This window comes from Arthrobacter sp. P4_H3 (genome assembly GCF_056400885.1).
Genome location: NZ_JBFUKK010000006.1, coordinates 1 through 14,460 on the forward strand (window position 1 = coordinate 1; position 14,460 = coordinate 14,460).

General features: G+C 67.3%; 16 protein-coding genes and 1 pseudogene. 7 read left to right on the plus strand and 10 right to left on the minus strand.

Annotated features, from left to right (window positions below):
- The first annotated feature begins 328 nt into the window (after positions 1 to 328).
- The gene (locus AC1DRE_RS10460; RefSeq protein ID WP_476984574.1) at positions 329 to 601 is read left to right on the plus strand and encodes a DUF2277 domain-containing protein; all 273 of its coding nucleotides are present in this window, start codon (positions 329 to 331) and stop codon (positions 599 to 601) included.
- Here the strand turns inward: AC1DRE_RS10460 and AC1DRE_RS10465 are convergent.
- The 7 genes and pseudogenes from AC1DRE_RS10465 to AC1DRE_RS10495 all read right to left on the minus strand — a co-directional run.
- Positions 598 to 2,937: a heavy metal translocating P-type ATPase gene (locus tag AC1DRE_RS10465; protein ID WP_476984575.1), complete on the minus strand. Its 2,340-nt coding sequence runs from the start codon at positions 2,935 to 2,937 to the stop codon at positions 598 to 600. The two genes, AC1DRE_RS10460 and AC1DRE_RS10465, sit on opposite strands and share 4 nt — an antisense overlap.
- Positions 2,938 to 2,989: 52 nt before the next feature.
- On the minus strand, positions 2,990 to 3,220 hold the full coding sequence (locus AC1DRE_RS10470) for a heavy-metal-associated domain-containing protein (protein WP_476984576.1): 231 nt from the start codon (positions 3,218 to 3,220) through the stop codon (positions 2,990 to 2,992).
- Positions 3,221 to 3,305: 85 nt separating this feature from the next.
- Positions 3,306 to 3,653: a metal-sensitive transcriptional regulator gene (locus AC1DRE_RS10475; RefSeq protein ID WP_476984577.1), complete on the minus strand. Its 348-nt coding sequence runs from the start codon at positions 3,651 to 3,653 to the stop codon at positions 3,306 to 3,308.
- 94 nt (positions 3,654 to 3,747) lie between these two features.
- Positions 3,748 to 4,956, minus strand: a complete 1,209-nt coding sequence (locus tag AC1DRE_RS10480) for an MFS transporter (RefSeq protein WP_476984578.1) — start codon at positions 4,954 to 4,956, stop codon at positions 3,748 to 3,750.
- A gap of 231 nt (positions 4,957 to 5,187) precedes the next feature.
- A complete protein-coding gene (locus AC1DRE_RS10485; protein ID WP_476984579.1) occupies positions 5,188 to 5,721 on the minus strand; it encodes a DinB family protein in 534 nt (177 codons plus the stop codon).
- Positions 5,718 to 6,224 carry a universal stress protein gene (locus AC1DRE_RS10490; RefSeq protein WP_476984580.1) on the minus strand — a complete coding sequence of 169 codons (507 nt, stop codon included), beginning with the start codon at positions 6,222 to 6,224 and terminating at the stop codon, positions 5,718 to 5,720. The genes AC1DRE_RS10485 and AC1DRE_RS10490 overlap by 4 nt, the downstream gene beginning before the upstream one ends.
- Positions 6,225 to 6,300: 76 nt before the next feature.
- A pseudogene (locus AC1DRE_RS10495) lies at positions 6,301 to 6,408 on the minus strand (thioredoxin-disulfide reductase); the annotation flags it as partial.
- Positions 6,409 to 6,535: 127 nt separating this feature from the next.
- On the opposite strand from AC1DRE_RS10495, the gene AC1DRE_RS10500 reads away from it, so the two are divergent.
- From AC1DRE_RS10500 to AC1DRE_RS10510, 3 genes are read left to right on the plus strand one after another with little or no spacing between them, the layout of a single operon-like run.
- Positions 6,536 to 6,736 carry a hypothetical protein gene (locus AC1DRE_RS10500; RefSeq protein ID WP_104175211.1) on the plus strand — a complete coding sequence of 67 codons (201 nt, stop codon included), beginning with the start codon at positions 6,536 to 6,538 and terminating at the stop codon, positions 6,734 to 6,736.
- A gap of 60 nt (positions 6,737 to 6,796) precedes the next feature.
- The gene (locus AC1DRE_RS10505) at positions 6,797 to 7,930 is read left to right on the plus strand and encodes a WD40/YVTN/BNR-like repeat-containing protein (RefSeq protein ID WP_476984581.1); all 1,134 of its coding nucleotides are present in this window, start codon (positions 6,797 to 6,799) and stop codon (positions 7,928 to 7,930) included.
- Between the two features lie 9 nt (positions 7,931 to 7,939).
- Complete coding sequence (locus tag AC1DRE_RS10510; RefSeq protein WP_476984582.1) at positions 7,940 to 8,227, plus strand: MoaD/ThiS family protein; 288 nt, start codon at positions 7,940 to 7,942, stop codon at positions 8,225 to 8,227.
- 5 nt (positions 8,228 to 8,232) lie between these two features.
- Here the strand turns inward: AC1DRE_RS10510 and AC1DRE_RS10515 are convergent, their stop codons facing one another.
- The 3 genes from AC1DRE_RS10515 to AC1DRE_RS10525 all read right to left on the minus strand — a co-directional run bounded on the left by AC1DRE_RS10515 (position 8,233) and on the right by AC1DRE_RS10525 (position 11,320).
- Entirely contained in the window at positions 8,233 to 8,469 is a 237-nt protein-coding gene (locus tag AC1DRE_RS10515; protein ID WP_043485642.1) for a hypothetical protein, read from the minus strand.
- A 179-nt stretch (positions 8,470 to 8,648) separates the two neighbouring features.
- Positions 8,649 to 10,340 carry an alpha-amylase family protein gene (locus AC1DRE_RS10520; RefSeq protein ID WP_476984583.1) on the minus strand — a complete coding sequence of 564 codons (1,692 nt, stop codon included), beginning with the start codon at positions 10,338 to 10,340 and terminating at the stop codon, positions 8,649 to 8,651.
- On the minus strand, positions 10,337 to 11,320 hold the full coding sequence (locus AC1DRE_RS10525; protein ID WP_476984584.1) for a TIGR03885 family FMN-dependent LLM class oxidoreductase: 984 nt from the start codon (positions 11,318 to 11,320) through the stop codon (positions 10,337 to 10,339). Before AC1DRE_RS10525 ends, AC1DRE_RS10520 begins: the two co-directional genes overlap by 4 nt.
- Before the next feature lie 202 nt (positions 11,321 to 11,522).
- Here AC1DRE_RS10525 and AC1DRE_RS10530 point away from each other — a divergent pair, with 202 nt between their 5' ends.
- Genes AC1DRE_RS10530 through AC1DRE_RS10540 form a run of 3 tightly spaced genes read left to right on the plus strand, consistent with a single transcriptional unit; the run spans position 11,523 to position 14,373 of the window.
- Positions 11,523 to 12,707, plus strand: a complete 1,185-nt coding sequence (locus AC1DRE_RS10530; protein WP_476984585.1) for a Re/Si-specific NAD(P)(+) transhydrogenase subunit alpha — start codon at positions 11,523 to 11,525, stop codon at positions 12,705 to 12,707.
- On the plus strand, positions 12,707 to 13,003 hold the full coding sequence (locus AC1DRE_RS10535) for an NAD(P) transhydrogenase subunit alpha part 2 (protein WP_104175205.1): 297 nt from the start codon (positions 12,707 to 12,709) through the stop codon (positions 13,001 to 13,003). Before AC1DRE_RS10530 ends, AC1DRE_RS10535 begins: the two co-directional genes overlap by 1 nt.
- Positions 13,000 to 14,373, plus strand: coding sequence for an NAD(P)(+) transhydrogenase (Re/Si-specific) subunit beta (locus AC1DRE_RS10540; protein ID WP_476984586.1), 1,374 nt, complete (start codon positions 13,000 to 13,002; stop codon positions 14,371 to 14,373). Before AC1DRE_RS10535 ends, AC1DRE_RS10540 begins: the two co-directional genes overlap by 4 nt.
- Positions 14,374 to 14,460: the final 87 nt, after the last annotated feature.

The following is a 14,460-nucleotide window of genomic DNA, read 5'->3' on the forward strand; positions in this document are numbered from 1 at the left end:
GTCAAGTCAAGAGCCTTCGACAGCTGCGACTTCTGCTTCTCAATCTCGGACGAACCAGCCTGCAGCTTGGTTCCGAGCGCCTTGAGCTGAGCAATGTCTGCACCCCAAATAGCCATTAGTTATCTCCCTTTAGTCAACGGACCCGATCCGATCGGCTCCCCAGCGGCCCCCGGCTCATCCGGAAGATCCATTACCTAGAACCTATCCCGCGGTCCAACCCATCGTCGATGGGCACCGCTCCCCATGCACCACTCCCCACGGGTGGAAGACCTCAGGCAGCACAGGGTAGGGGGTCGATCCCAAGCGTTCCAGAGCCTAGCATGGGCATATGTGCCGGAATATCCGAACCCTCCACAACTTTGAACCGCATGCCACCTCCGAGGAGGTGCACGCCGCCGCCCTGCAGTATGTGCGGAAGGTCAGCGGCAGCACCAAGCCCTCCAAGGCCAATGAGGAGGCCTTTGAGGAGGCCGTGCACGAGATCGCCCACATCACCCAGCACCTGCTTGAGTCGCTGGTGACGCATGCCCCGGCCAAGCACCGGGACGAGGAGGCCGCCAAGGCGCGTGCCAGGGCGGCTGTCCGCTTCGGCTCCGCCTAAGCGGCCCGGCCGGTTGCGGATGGCCGGCCGAAGTTGCGGAGCCGCAGCGAGTTGGCCACCACCAGCACGGAACTCGCGGCCATCGCAGCGCCGGCGATCATTGGATTCAACAAACCCAGCGCCGCCACCGGAATGCCGACGGCGTTATAGAAGAATGCCCAGAACAGGTTGGTCTTGATGGTGGCCAGCGTCCGCCGGGACAGCTCGATGGCCTGCGCCACTTGTCCCAGATCGTTGCCCATCACGGTGAGGTCCGCCGCTTCGATGGCCACATCCGTGCCCGAGCCCATGGCGACGCCCAGGTCGGCCCGCGCCAGGGCCGCCGCGTCGTTCACCCCGTCGCCGGCCATGGCGACCGTGGCGCCGCCCGCCTGCAGTTTCCGCACGGCGTCGACCTTGCCGGCCGGCAGCACCGCGGCAAAAACATCGTCCGGAGCGATGCCGACGGCGGCTGCCACCTGAGCAGCCACAGCCGCATTGTCCCCGGTCAGCAGGATCGGCCGGAGGCCCAATTGCCTTAGCCGCGCAATCGCATCAGCCGAGCCCGGCTTGATGCTGTCCCGCAGCGAGACGATCCCCGCGGTCTCCCCGTCCACGGCAACCCAGATGGCAGTGGCCCCGGACTCTTCGGCAGTCCGCAGCGCCTCCATCTGCTCCGTCGTTACAGATATGCCGTTTTCCTGCAGCCAGCCCGTCCTTCCGGCCGTGACCAGCTGGCCGGCCACCTGGCCGGAAACACCGCCGCCCGGCGCGGAACGGAAGTGTCCGACGGCGGGAAGCCGCCCGGCGTCGTCGTTCCGGCGCTCCGCGGAAAGCGCAGCGGCCGCGATGGCATGGGCGATGGGGTGCTCGGAAGCGGCCTCCACCGCCCCGGCAAGGCGCAACACCTCTGCGCTGCTGTACGTGCCGAAGGCCCGGGTGCCGTCAACGGCAAGACGGCCGGTGGTCACCGTGCCGGTCTTGTCCAGCAGGATGGTGTCGACAGTTCGCGTGTCTTCAAGCACCTGCGGGCCCTTGATCAGAATCCCCAACTGCGCGCCGCGCCCGGTGCCGGTGAGGAGGCCGACCGGAGTGGCCAGGCCCAGGGCGCAGGGGCAGGCGATGACCAGCACCGCCACGGCGGCGGTGAAGGCTGCGCGCAGTTCAGCATCAGTGATGGCGGGCCCGGCTATGAGCAACCAGGCGGCGAACGTGACGACGGCGATGACCAGCACAATCGGAACGAACACCGCGCTGATGCGGTCCGCGAGGCGTGCGATCGGAGCCTTTCCGGTCTGCGCCTGGGAAACCAACCGGGCCATCTGGGCCAGAGTGGTTTCCGAGCCCACCCGGGTGGCCCGCACCAGGAGCCGGCCGGATGTGTTGATTGTTGCCCCCGTGACAAAGCTGTCCGGACCCACCTCGACCGGTACCGACTCACCTGTGACCAGGGAGGCGTCCACGGCGGAGGCGCCGTCGATCACCAATCCGTCGGTGGCGATCTTCTCACCGGGACGGACCACCATAACGTCGCCAACCACCAGCTGATCGGCCGGAATCCTCAGCTCCGCGCCGTCTGCCAGCACTGTGGCATCCTTCGCGCCCAGGTTCAGCAGCGCCTTCAGGGCGTCGCCCGCCTTCTGCTTGGCGTTTGCCTCCAGGTAGCGGCCCAGGAGAAGGAAGGTTGTGACCACGGAGGCCACCTCGAAGTACAGGCCGCCCGACCCCATTTCCATCCCCGGGTGTTCGGTCATGCGGGGCTCGGCCAGCAACTGCCAGGCAGAGAACAGGTAGGCGGCAACGACGCCGATGGAGACCAGGGTGTCCATCGTTGAGGCGAAGTGCCGGGCGTTGATGGCCGCTGCGCGGTGGAAGGGCCAGGCCGCCCAAGTGACCACCGGCAGGGCAAGCACCGCTGCCACCCAGCCCCAGTCGGCGAACTGGAACGCCGGGACCATCGAGATCACGAACACCGGGACGGTCAGAACGGCCGCGAGCATAAGCCTCGGCTTGAGTTGGGCGGCGGCGCCACCGTGGGCCATGTGGTCAGCAGGGGCGGCGCCATCGGAGACGGGCGCAGCGGCTTCGTGGCCGGAACCTTGGCTCGGGTAGCGCGGGGGGCGGACCTTTGCCTTGTAGCCTGCCGCTTCCACCGTGGCTGTGATCTGGTCGTCGGTGATGCCGGCCGGGACCGTCACCTGGGCGGACTCGAGGGGCAGATTTACCGAGGCTTCCACGCCGTCGAGCTTTCCGAGCTTGCGTTCCACGCGGCTGACGCAGGAAGCGCACGTCATGCCTTCGATGTCCAGTTCGATCACGCGGTTTCCCGGCTGGTGCAGCAGTTGCTCGTTACTCACAGGGTGTCCTCTGTCGTCCTCTATCGTCTTCTGTCCTAGCGGGGCGGGCGGGTCAGGCTTCGTTGGCCACCACAAGATAGCCGGCCTCAGCGACTGCTTCCCCGATTTCGGAGCGCGAGAGCTCCTTTTCGGACGTGATGGTGACGGTGGAAATTCCGCCTGCATTGAGGTCGACGTCGATCGCTTCCACGCCTTCCAGCGCTTCGAGTTCTTCGCTTACGGAGGACACGCAGTGTCCGCAGGTCATGCCGGACACGTTGACGGTGGTGGATACGGGGCTCATGGTTGCTCCTTTTTTCTCGGCGGTGCCGGTGGTGCCGGACTGACCCGGTTGGATCAGCCGGAAGGTGTGGCGGGCGGGGGTGGGTTTACCGCAGCAGGCGCCCGATGGCATCGGTGGCCTCCTTGACCTTGAAGTCGATGGTTTCCGCGCGGAGTACAGGGTCCGGCTCAGAGGCGGCTCCGACGACGCAGTGGCCAATGTGCTCCTCGACGAGGCCGAGGCTCACCGCGTGCAGGGCCTTATTTACCGCGGCAACCTGGGTCAGGATGTCGATGCAGTACTTGTCCTCATCCACCATCCGCGCGATTCCGCGGACCTGGCCCTCGATGCGTTTAAGCCTGCGGAGGTACGCGTCCTTGTTTGAGGTGTAGCCGTGCTGGGGGGCGGATTCGGCGTCCGCAAACCCGATGGCGGCGTCTTCTGGTGAGTCCATATGCTCAACCTATACCCCTAAGGGGTATAAAACAAGTACCCCCTGGGGGTATGTTGCGAGTCTGGTTTCGTCGCCTGCGCTCTTGCGGCGCGGTTCAGGGCGCCGGTTCAGGGGGCTCCGCAGGAAGCCTGCCGCGACCGATGCTGCCGATGCCCAGCAGGGATGTGGCGGCGACGGCCGCGGCGAGAACTCCGAGTCCCAGGGGCAGTGCGGAAGCTGTGGCGACGGCACCCACCAGGAGGGGGCCGCCGGCGTCGCCGAGTTCCCGTCCCAGCTCGGCTGACCCCATGGTCCGGCCCAGCCGCTCGGGCGGAGTGGTGGCGGCGAGGTGCGCGAAGCCCAGCGGCGTTGCGGTGCCGATGCCCACACCGATGGCCGCAGCCGCGGCGAAGATGGTGACCGGCCCGGGAAACAACGCCACGGCTGCGATTCCGGCCGCCGTCAGCAGCAGTCCGGCTGCCATTCCCGGACCGTCAGGGAGGCGGCCCTGATCGCGGAGGCGGCCGATCCTCGGCTGTGTCGCGGCGGACGAGAGGGCCAGCAAGCTGACGGCGGCCACGGCGGCGACGGGGTCCAGGCCGTGCCGGGTGGCCAGTGCGGGGAGGAATCCTATGGCTGTGCCCAGGGCGCCGGTGGCTGCCGCCAGGACCAGGGTGGGAACAAGGAAACTGCGGTGCGTGACCTGGCGGGCAAGGTCCAACACCGTGTATCGGGGCCGCGGGAGGGGGTCCAGCCGGGGCAGCGCCGCCATCGCCCACACTGCGGTGGCTGCCGCGAGGATGCCAAGGGCGGCGAAGAGGAGTGGGAAGCCGCCCAGGAAAATCAGTGCCGCGCCGATCAGGGGACCTGCGACATAGCCCAGGCTTTTCCACGAACCGTAGCGGCCAAAGTACGTGCCGGCGCTGCGCCCGGCAAGCCTCGCCACCATCGCGGAGGAGGCCGGTGAAAAGGCCGAGGCGGCCGCGCCCTGGCCGATACGGGCGAGGCCGAGCATGAGGGGGTTCGCCCCCCACAGCCCGATAAGCGACATCAGGGCGAAGGCGAGGAGCCCCGCCACGACTACCGGCTTGGTGCCGATGCGGTCACTCAGGGCTCCGAACACGGGCTTCAGCACCACCTCCGCCAGGTCATAGACGGCCAGGAGGATACCCAGGTTGAGCAGGCTCAGTCCGATGTCACCGCTGTGGGCGCCCATTCCGGCGGCGATGCTGTGTGCGCCGAAGGCTGTAACGAAGCCGGCCGCGTACAGCGGGGCCGTTACGGCTGCTGTTGCGGCCGGGGAGTGGCTTGGCGCTGAGGTCACGGGATTGCTCCTGAGGGGCGGCCGGTGCAGAAAGGGAAATCCGGCCGGACATTAACCGGACATTAAAAAGCTCCGGAGTGCGTTATTGGGGGATACGCACTCCGGAGCAGCTTTTGGGGCAGGTCCAACATCTTCCTGCGAAATCCAGCATACTTGGCGGCCGGGGTGAGCGCCACCACCCTGAATAACTACTTTCGCTTTAGTTTCACAGGGTCTTTCGTCCCGACTTTCCTAGCTTGCCCTTCCGGGGCCGAGACTGAGCTGCGTGGCATGGAAGTCAAAGTGCAGGATGGGATAGGCATAGACGTCCGCCACGGACATCCACGGGGTGAAGAACGGGTCCCAGCGGTCAGGAAAGGACATTCCCCGGGCCATCGACGCAGCTGACTCTCCCTCCAGCCGCCGCTCGAGTGACTGCGTGACCCGTCGGAGCTTCGCCGCCATCCGCTTCCGGTTGAACACGCGGGCCGCTGCTTTGGAGCCCAGGTAGTTGACGACGTCGAACGGTACAGTTCCGGCGTTGAGCATCCGCGCGAATGCCCGACTATATGGGGCTGGAAGGGCTGCGAACATGCGAACCAGGGGGAGCAGTGCCTGCACCACCATATAGCCGAAGACCATGTGGAAGAGCAGCTCCTCATTGGTCCAGCGGGTGCCTGCGCTGCGGCGGCGGAGGTCGGCGTCGGACGCCGCGGCCAGCCATAGCTCCAGTTCCCTGCAGTTGCGCCCGTAGCCGTGATGAATGGTGCCCGGAGCGGCCGTCACTCCGGTTCGTCCCGGTGGGCACCCATGTGGGCGGGCACTACGAGGACGGGGCGGTCCTGATGGTGGGTCAGCCACGCGGCTACGGAACCGTTGAGGGCAGCCGAGATACGGTGCCCGAGCCCGCGCTCGGGCGTGCCAACGATAATCATGGAGGCGTTGGCCTCTGCAGCCACACGCCCCAGGGCCCGGGCAGGGTCTCCGGCCAGGATCCGGAGGGTCCACTCAACGGACTTCCCGGCGCAGGCCGCCCCCACAACCGCCCGCAGCTCTTCGCTCACGGCGCGGACATCAGAGTCGTCCTTGTCAGGGTGTAGGGACAGCCGGTGCGCGGAACGCGCAGGGTCCCACTCGACCAGGTAGCTTGCCTCATCCACGTAAGCACACAGCAAGGGCAGACCCATCTTTTCGGCCAGGCCGCTGGCGGAGCGCAGCACCTCCGCATGCTGGCCGGGCAGCACCCCGACCACCAAGGGGGGAGGCCCGCTGAAGCGTTCAGGAGACATACTCCATTGTGGCCCCGAGCGCAGCGCTTGAACAGCGCTTCATTGGCAGGTTCAGGCGTGGGTGGGTTCTTCCACCCTGGCGGTAGCGGTGGTCCACGGCGTCGCCGCAGGCGAAGACTCCCGTCAGGTTGGTGGCCGTAGTGGGCGAATCAACCTTGATGTAGCCCTCGGCGTCGAGCGCGACGCACTCTGATCCCGCCTGCCTGATCCCGGCGGGCAGGGCTCTGATGCGGCGTGCAACACCGCCGTTGGACCCTTGTACACCCCTCCGGGGCGGAATAACGTTGAGGCATAGGGAGAGGTGGTCCGCGGTGGAAATCTACATGTGGTGGCTTGATCTGGATCTGGACAGCAAGGAATGGCTGCGCGAGAACCTTCGCGCGGAGGAATTGCCGTTGCCCGTGCTCCAGGGAATTGCCGAGGCCGGCGGCCCGCACCCCGACACTCCCACACGAGTCCTCACGGACGCAGACTGGGACTTTATCGAGACGCAGTCCGAATTCGTGGACTGACCTCCAAGCGCGCACATTGCCGCGCCAAAACCATTGCGGCCCCCCGGCTGGAGTGGTTGCATGGGGTGCATGGCCACCGAAGAGAGTTATGTCTTAGCTATCGGAACGAAAAAGGGGCTGTGGCTGGCGACCAGCCCGGACCGGCGCGAATGGTCCATGTCCGGCCCCCACTTCCTGATGAGCGAGGTCCCCAGCATCGCCATCGATACCCGCAATGGCCGGACCCGCATCATGGTGGGTGTCCGCTCCGAGCACTGGGGTCCCACCGTTGCGCATTCTGATGACCTGGGTGCGACCTGGACCGAACCGGAACAGGGTGCCATCAAGTTCCCGGAGGGCACCGACGCCGCTGTGGAACGCATCTGGCAGATCTATCCCGACGCTGAATCCCGCCCCGGTGTGGTCTGGGCGGGCGCTGAGCCCATCTCGGTGTGGAAATCCACCGACGGCGGCGAACACTTCGAGCTGAACCGCGGCCTTTGGGACCATCCGCACCGCGGCGAATGGGGTGCCGGCTACGGCGGGGCGGCCGCCCACTCCATCGTGGTGGATCCGACCGGAGACAAGGTGCATGTCGCCATGAGCACCGGCGGCGTGTACAGGTCGCTCGACGGCGGGACCTCCTGGGAGCCGCGGAACAAGGGAATATCGGCCTACTTCATGCCGGATCCCAACCCCGAATTCGGACAGTGCGTCCACAAGATTGCGGCGGATGCCGCCGTCGACGGCCGACTCTACGCGCAGAACCACCACGGCGTGTACCGCACGGATGACAACGGCGAGAACTGGGAGTCGATTGCCGAAGGCCTCCCGGCTGATTTTGGTTTTGTGATGCTGACGCATCCCCGGCGTGCGGGCACCGCGTGGGTGGTCCCACTGAAGGCCGACGGCGAACGGATCCCGCCGGACGGCAAGCTGGCCGCGCACCGGACGGATGACGCCGGCGCGACCTGGAAGCGCCTTGATTCCGGGCTGCCGCAGGGCGAATACAACGCTGTGCTCCGTGACGCTGCCTCGGTGGATTCCGCGGAACCGGCCGGGGTGTACTTCGGAACGCGTGGCGGCTCCGTCTACGCCAGCCCGGACGAGGGCGAGCACTTCACCGAAGTAGCCTCACACCTGCCGGACGTTTTGTGTGTCCGCGCCGCGGTGGTGTCCGCGTCCCTGGTGCCCGGCGCTCCGGTACCCGCTTAAGGGTCCGTTGTGGCTGACATCAGCGTGGTGCTGCCCAGCGTCCTCCAGCCGCTCGCCGGCGGGCAGTCCATCCTGACTGCGCCCGCCGACGGGGCGGTGACTGTGGGGTTCCTGCTGGACTCGCTGGCCGGTGACTATCCGGTGCTTGCGAGGCGGCTGAGGGATGAAACCGGTGCCCTCCGCCGCTACGTGAATATTTACGTGAACGGCGACGAGGTCCGGCGCTTGCGGGGTCTGGAAACTGAAGTTGCCAGCGGCCAGGAAGTGGTGATCATCCAGTCCGTGGCCGGGGGCTGAGGGGCTCAGGCTACTCGCCAAACGCTGCATTCGTCCGTATTGATTGCCTTGCGCATTCCGGTCTGGCGGTCCATGATCCAGACGACGCCGATTCCCGGCGCGGTCTCCTGCACCCTGCCCCGGCGGATCACTACGTCGTCATAGCTGGGACCCACCGACAGGCGGGCTTCGATCTCGTCGCCGCGGTGCAACTGGTCCAGGGCGCGAACACGGGTTACATGGGCTTTGGCTTCCTTCAACATGGCGTGGCCTCCTGAGCTGGAGCTTGTGCTTCTGCCTGCAATTGCCGGCACATCCAGTGTGCTGTGCCATTGTTGCCGCCGCGTTTCATGCCGGTAATGGGCGCGTTAGTTTTCCGCGCCCCCACTGTTTCGCGCCCTGTGCCGGCCCGAAACGCTACGTCAGAGCCCGCGGTCCCTTGTCAGATCCGGCGGTCCGTTGGCCGCTGGACCCGGAACCAGCGGTAGCCGTAGCGTTCCAGCTCCAGTTCGAAGCCGCCGTCGTCCGCCAGCGGAACATTGTCGCCGTCGAGCAGGTCCAGCAGGATGGCTCCGCCGAACGTCTCCTCAGGATCTTCCGGCGACGAAACCCTTGCGGTGACAGAAGCCGGCTGCGCCGCCATGTTGTGGGCCAGGACCAGCGTTGAACCGGCGCGGGTGCAGCTGTGCAGGAGCACGCCCGGATTGGGTTGCTTGATGAGCTCAAAGTCGCCCCAAGCGAGCTCCGGGCTCTCCCGATAGCTTCGGATGAGCGCCGCGATGAAATTCCACAGCGATTCAGGGTCCCGTTTGGCCTGTGCGGCGTTGATGTTCTTCGGCCCGAAGTAGCCGTCGACCACCTGGGCCACCAGCTGGTCCGCCGGCGCCGTGGAGAATCCACCGTTTTCCGTGTCATTCCACTGCATCGGGGAGCGTACGGCGGAGCGGCCCTTGGCGCGCAGGTCCTCGCCCATCCCGATTTCCTCGCCGTAAAAAAGGACCGGGGTTCCGGGGAGGGAGAACATCAGCGAATAGACCATGCGGATCCGGGCCGGATCGCCGTCGAGCATCGGCGGCAGGCGGCGCCGGAGTCCCCGTCCGTACATGTGCATGTCCGGGTCCGGGCCGAAGGCGGCAAAGACTTCCCCCTTCTCCTCGTCGCTGAGCTTGTCCAGCGTCAGCTCATCGTGGTTGCGGACGAACATGGCCCACTGGTTGTCCGGGTGGATGGCCGGCCTGCCGGCCAGGGTCCTGGCCAGCGGCCGCGCATCCTCCCTGGCCAGGGAGAGGTAGATGTTCTGCATCGACAGGAAATCGAACTGCATATTGAGTTCGTTTCCGTCCGGCCCGCCGAAGTACTTCAGCTGGTCCTTGTACGGCAGGTTGACCTCGCCCAGCAGGATGGCGCTGCCGTTCCGCCTGTTGATGAAGCTGCGCAGCGCTGCCAGGTAGTCGTGCGGGTCGATCTTTCCCGCATCCTCCTTGGACACGCCCTGCAGCTCCAGGAAGAACGGCACGGCATCCAGCCGGAAGCCGTCCAGGCCCATCTGGAGCCAGAAGCCCATGGACTTGGCGATCTCGTCCCGGACCTTCGGGTTGGCGACATTCAGGTCCGGCTGGTGCTTGGCGAACATGTGCAGGTACCACTCGCCGGTGGCCTTGTCCTGGGTCCAGATGGATGTTTCCTCACCAGGGAACACCACCTGTTCCGAGGTGTCCGGGGGAGTGTCCTTCCGCCAGACGTAGTAATCGCGGTAGGGGTTGTCCACGGACTTCCGGGATTCCTTGAACCAGGGGTGCCTGTCCGAGGTGTGGTTGATGACGAAGTCCGCGATGACGCGCATTCCCCGGTCCTTGGCAGTCCTGATGAACTCCACCACGTCGCCGAGGGTGCCGAGCCTGGGATCGACGCCGTACATGTCGGTCACGTCGTAGCCGTCGTCCCGGTCCGGTGACGGGTAGAAGGGCATGAGCCAGATGCACGTGACACCCAGGGCCGCCAGATAATCCACGCGCTGGATCAGGCCGCCGAAGTCCCCGGTGCCGTCGCCGTCGTCGTCGAAAAAGGTTTCCGGATCCAGGCAGTAGATGACTGCGTTCTTCCACCACAGGTCGGACGTCTCCGCAATCCTCACGCTGTCACCTCGCGGGAAGACGTCTCCCGTAGCCGGGGCAGCACGTGTTCGGCGAACGCCCCGATGAAGGGCTTCTGCTCCTGCCCCACGAAGTGCAGGTACAGCTGGTCGAAGCCCAGCTCGGCGTATTCCTGGAGCCACGCGGCGTGCTGCTCGAGGCTGGAGGAGATGTTCACGGCCTTGCGGACCTGGTCCTCGCCGACGTCGGTGCTGACGCCGTCAAAGTGGGCGGCGGTGGGCAGGTCCCAGGGGATGGGAGGGGCGAAGACGTTCGAGCGCCACTGGTCCATGGCAATGGAAACCGCATCCTCTTCCCGCGGTGCCCAGGACAGGTGGATCTGGAGCACTGCCTTGCCCCGGCCGCCGTTCTCCCGGTAGGCGGCGAGCATTTCCGTCAGCTTCGCGTGCGGCTGGTTCACCGTGACCAGCCCGTCCGCCCATATCGCGGCGCGCCGGGCGGTCTCCACGCTGATCGCCGGTGCGATCAGCGGCGGCTTGGTCTCCGGAACGTCCCAGAGGCGGGCCTGTTCCACGGTGACCAGGCCGTGGTGGGTCACCTCCTCGCCTTTGTGCAGGCGGCGGATGACGTCAACGCACTCCTCCAGGCGCTGCTGGCGGGCCTCCTTGGCCGGCCACGCGTCGCCCGTGATGTGCTCATTCATGTTCTCCCCGCTGCCCGGCGCCATCCAGAACCTGCCTGGAAACATGTCCGCCAGGGTGGCCGAGGCGTGCGCGATGATGGCCGGGTGGTACCGCTGGCCGGGAGCCGTGACCACACCGAAGCGGAGGGACGTGGTGGCAAGTGCCGCGCCCAGCCAGGACCAGGCGAAGCCGGAATGGCCCTGGCGGGCGGACCAGGGCTCGATGTGGTCCGAACACATGGCCGCGTCGAAGCCTGCCTGCTCCGCCAGTTGGACGTCGCGGAGCAGTTGGCCCGGGCTGATCTGTTCATGCGATGCGTGAAAACCGATGGTAGCCATCGTTAATGTCTACCGTCGGGGCGGGGGAGTGTCGAGGAAAACCGGGGGCGGCTTGAAACTATCCACGCCCGGAACCGGTTTGTGCGGGGGATCGTGCCGCGGAACTCCGGCGGAGCCGGATCTTTCTGCATAGACTCTAGCCAGTACCGACTCGGGACAGCGATGACCCGGGACAGCGATGACGCTGGAAAGGGAGTGGCGGGTGAAGTTAGGCATAGTGCGGGAGCGCCGCGAGGGCGAGCGGCGGGTGGCCGCGACGCCGGAGACGGTGCAGCAACTGACCGGCCTCGGGCTGGAGGTCCTGGTTGAATCCCGGGCCGGAACCGCGGCAGGCCACAGTGACGACGCCTACGTCCGGGCGGGCGCGCGCATCGTCCCCGAGCTGGATCCGGGATCACTCGATGTCCTCGCCCACGTGCGGCCGCTGGAACCGGCGACGGCGGCGGCGCTGCGCCGCGGGGCCGTCACCGCCGGCCTTGGGTCGCCGTCGACCGAACTTCCCACCGTGCGGGCGCTGGCCGCCGCCGGGGTGACTTCCTTCGCACTGGAACTGGTGCCGCGGATCTCCCGGGCACAGTCGATGGACGCACTGTCGTCCCAGGCCCTCGTGGCCGGCTACCGCTGTGTGCTGGAAGCGGCCATGCGCCTGCCCCGATTCTTCCCGCTGTTCATGACGGCGGCCGGGACCATCCCGCCGGCCCGGGTGCTGGTGCTCGGCGTCGGCGTGGCCGGCCTTCAGGCCATTGGCACGGCAAAACGGCTGGGCGCCAGGGTTTCCGCGAACGACATCCGGCCGGCCTCGGCGGACGAGGTCACCTCGATGGGAGGAACCTTCATCAAGCTCGACCTGGAGACGGCCGAAGCCTCAGGCGGTTACGCGCGGGAGCTCAGCGCGGACCGCGGTGCCCTGCAGCGCCGGCTCCTGGCCCCGCACGTGGCCCAGGCCGACGTCCTGATCACGACGGCGGCCGTCCCCGGGCGGCGCGCCCCGCTGCTCGTCAGCCGTGAGATGGTGCAGGGCATGCGGCCCGGCTCGGTGGTGGTGGACCTGGCCGCGGAGTCCGGCGGCAACGTGGAGGGATCAGTTCCCGGCCAGGACATCCTGGTGGATACCGCGGACGGCCAGGGCACCGTCACGCTGGTGGGAATGAAGGACGCGGCCTCGGCCATGCCCGCGGACGCCTCCCGGCTCTACGCCAAGAACGTGGCCAACCTGCTCGCCCTGATGGTCCGGGACGGAACCCTGGCCCTGGACTTCAGCGACGAGGTGGTGGCCGGCACGTGCCTGACGCACGACGGCGAGGTGCGGCACGCGCCGACGGCGGAGGCCCTCGCGCTGTCCGATGATCCCGGGAACCGCGAGTCCGAAAACGAGGGGGTGGTCTGATGGACGGCATCAGCCTGCTCACGATCACCGTGCTGGCGGTCTTTGTGGGCTTCGAAGTGGTCTCGAAAGTGTCCAGCACCCTCCACACACCGCTCATGTCCGGCGCCAACGCCATCCACGGCATCATCCTGGTGGGTGCCATCATCGTGGCCGGCCAGGCTGCGGACCCGTGGGTCCTCGCCGTGGCGCTGCTCGCCGTCGTACTGGCCACCGCGAACCTGGTGGGCGGATTCGTGGTGACTGACCGCATGCTGGAGATGTTCCGCGGCCGCAGGGACCGGGAGGGTCCGCGATGAGCTTCCTCGACCCGACCTGGACGGGGCTGCTCTACCTGGTGGCCGCCGCGCTGTTCATCCTGGCCCTGATGGGCCTCAACTCGCCGCGCACCGCCCGACGCGGCAACCTCGTTGGCGCCGCCGGCGCCGCACTTGGCGTCCTCACGGTGTTCCTGTCGGCGCGGCTGGACAACATGCCCTGGATCCTGGGGGCGATCGCCGTGGGTACGGCCGTGGCCGCCCCCGTGGCCCGGCGGGTCAAAATGACCCAGATGCCGCAGCTCGTGGCGGCCTTCAACGGCGTGGGCGGCGGTGCCGCCGCACTGGTGGCGCTGCTTGAACTGGCCCATACGGGGGACGCCTGGGTCCGCCTGGCGATTGCGTTCACGTTGCTCGTGGGCGCGGTGTCGTTCGCCGGCTCCGCCATCACGTTCGCAAAGCTGCAGGAGCTCATGACCACCCGTCCGGTGGTCTTCCGCGGGCTGCCCGTGATCATGGCTGCGGTGCTGCTGGCCGCGGTGGGTGCCGCGGCCGCCGTCGTACTGACCGGTGCGCTGCCGCTGGCACTGGCGTTGCTGGTGCTGGGTCTCGCCGCCGGTGTTCTCCTGGTGCTTCCGGTGGGCGGCGCGGACGTGCCGATCGTCATTTCGCTGCTGAACGCCTTCACCGGCCTGGCGGTTGCGGCATCAGGCCTGGTGCTGGGCAACGTGCTGCTGCTGGTGGCCGGCACCCTGGTGGGCGCCTCCGGTACCATCCTGACCCGTGCCATGGCTGCCGCCATGGGCCGCAGCGTGGCGGGAATCCTGTTCGGCGCCTTCAGGGGAGGTTCGACGGCGGGCTCCACCGCGGTCAGTGAGCGGCCGGTGCGCTCCTCCAGCGCGGAGGACGTCGCCGTGCTGCTGGGCTACGCGCAGCGCGTGATCATCGTTCCCGGCTATGGCCTGGCCGTGGCACAGGGCCAGCACACCGCCGCGGAACTGGCCAAGGCCCTGCAGCTCCGCGGCATCCAGGTGGACTTCGCCATCCACCCCGTGGCCGGCCGCATGCCCGGGCACATGAACGTGCTCCTGGCGGAGGCCAACGTGCCGTACGAGGAACTCAAGGAAATGACCGAGATCAACTCGGAATTCAAGACCGCCGACGTCGCACTCGTGGTGGGCGCCAACGACGTGGTCAATCCCGCCGCGAAGACGTCCTCGGGATCGCCCATCTTCGGGATGCCCATCCTGGAAGTGGCCGACGCCCGGCAGGTGGTGTTCCTGAAGCGCTCCATGCGGCCAGGCTTCGCGGGCATCGAGAACGAGCTGCTCTACGAACCGCAGACCACGCTGCTGTTCGGCGACGCCAAGGACTCTCTGACGAAGGTGCTCGGCGCGGTCAAGGCCCTGTAGGCGGGAGGCCCTGCCGGCGCGAGGCCCGGCTGGGGCGAGGCCCCTGCCGGGTTGTCCCGGCTGGGGGTGGTGCGAAGCGGACCGCCG

What these genes read in the sequence shown, in the direction of transcription:
- AC1DRE_RS10475 (WP_476984577.1), bottom strand. Translation starts at nt 3,653, where the DNA reads ATGGACTCACCAGAAGACGCCGCCATCGGGTTTGCGGACGCCGAATCC.
- AC1DRE_RS10490 (WP_476984580.1), bottom strand. Translation starts at nt 6,224, where the DNA reads ATGTCTCCTGAACGCTTCAGCGGGCCTCCCCCCTTGGTGGTCGGGGTG.
- AC1DRE_RS10535 (WP_104175205.1), top strand. Translation starts at nt 12,707, where the DNA reads ATGGACGGCATCAGCCTGCTCACGATCACCGTGCTGGCGGTCTTTGTG.
- AC1DRE_RS10525 (WP_476984584.1), bottom strand. Translation starts at nt 11,320, where the DNA reads ATGGCTACCATCGGTTTTCACGCATCGCATGAACAGATCAGCCCGGGC.
- AC1DRE_RS10460 (WP_476984574.1), top strand. Translation starts at nt 329, where the DNA reads ATGTGCCGGAATATCCGAACCCTCCACAACTTTGAACCGCATGCCACC.
- AC1DRE_RS10515 (WP_043485642.1), bottom strand. Translation starts at nt 8,469, where the DNA reads ATGTTGAAGGAAGCCAAAGCCCATGTAACCCGTGTTCGCGCCCTGGAC.
- AC1DRE_RS10540 (WP_476984586.1), top strand. Translation starts at nt 13,000, where the DNA reads ATGAGCTTCCTCGACCCGACCTGGACGGGGCTGCTCTACCTGGTGGCC.
- AC1DRE_RS10470 (WP_476984576.1), bottom strand. Translation starts at nt 3,220, where the DNA reads ATGAGCCCCGTATCCACCACCGTCAACGTGTCCGGCATGACCTGCGGA.
- AC1DRE_RS10505 (WP_476984581.1), top strand. Translation starts at nt 6,797, where the DNA reads ATGGGGTGCATGGCCACCGAAGAGAGTTATGTCTTAGCTATCGGAACG.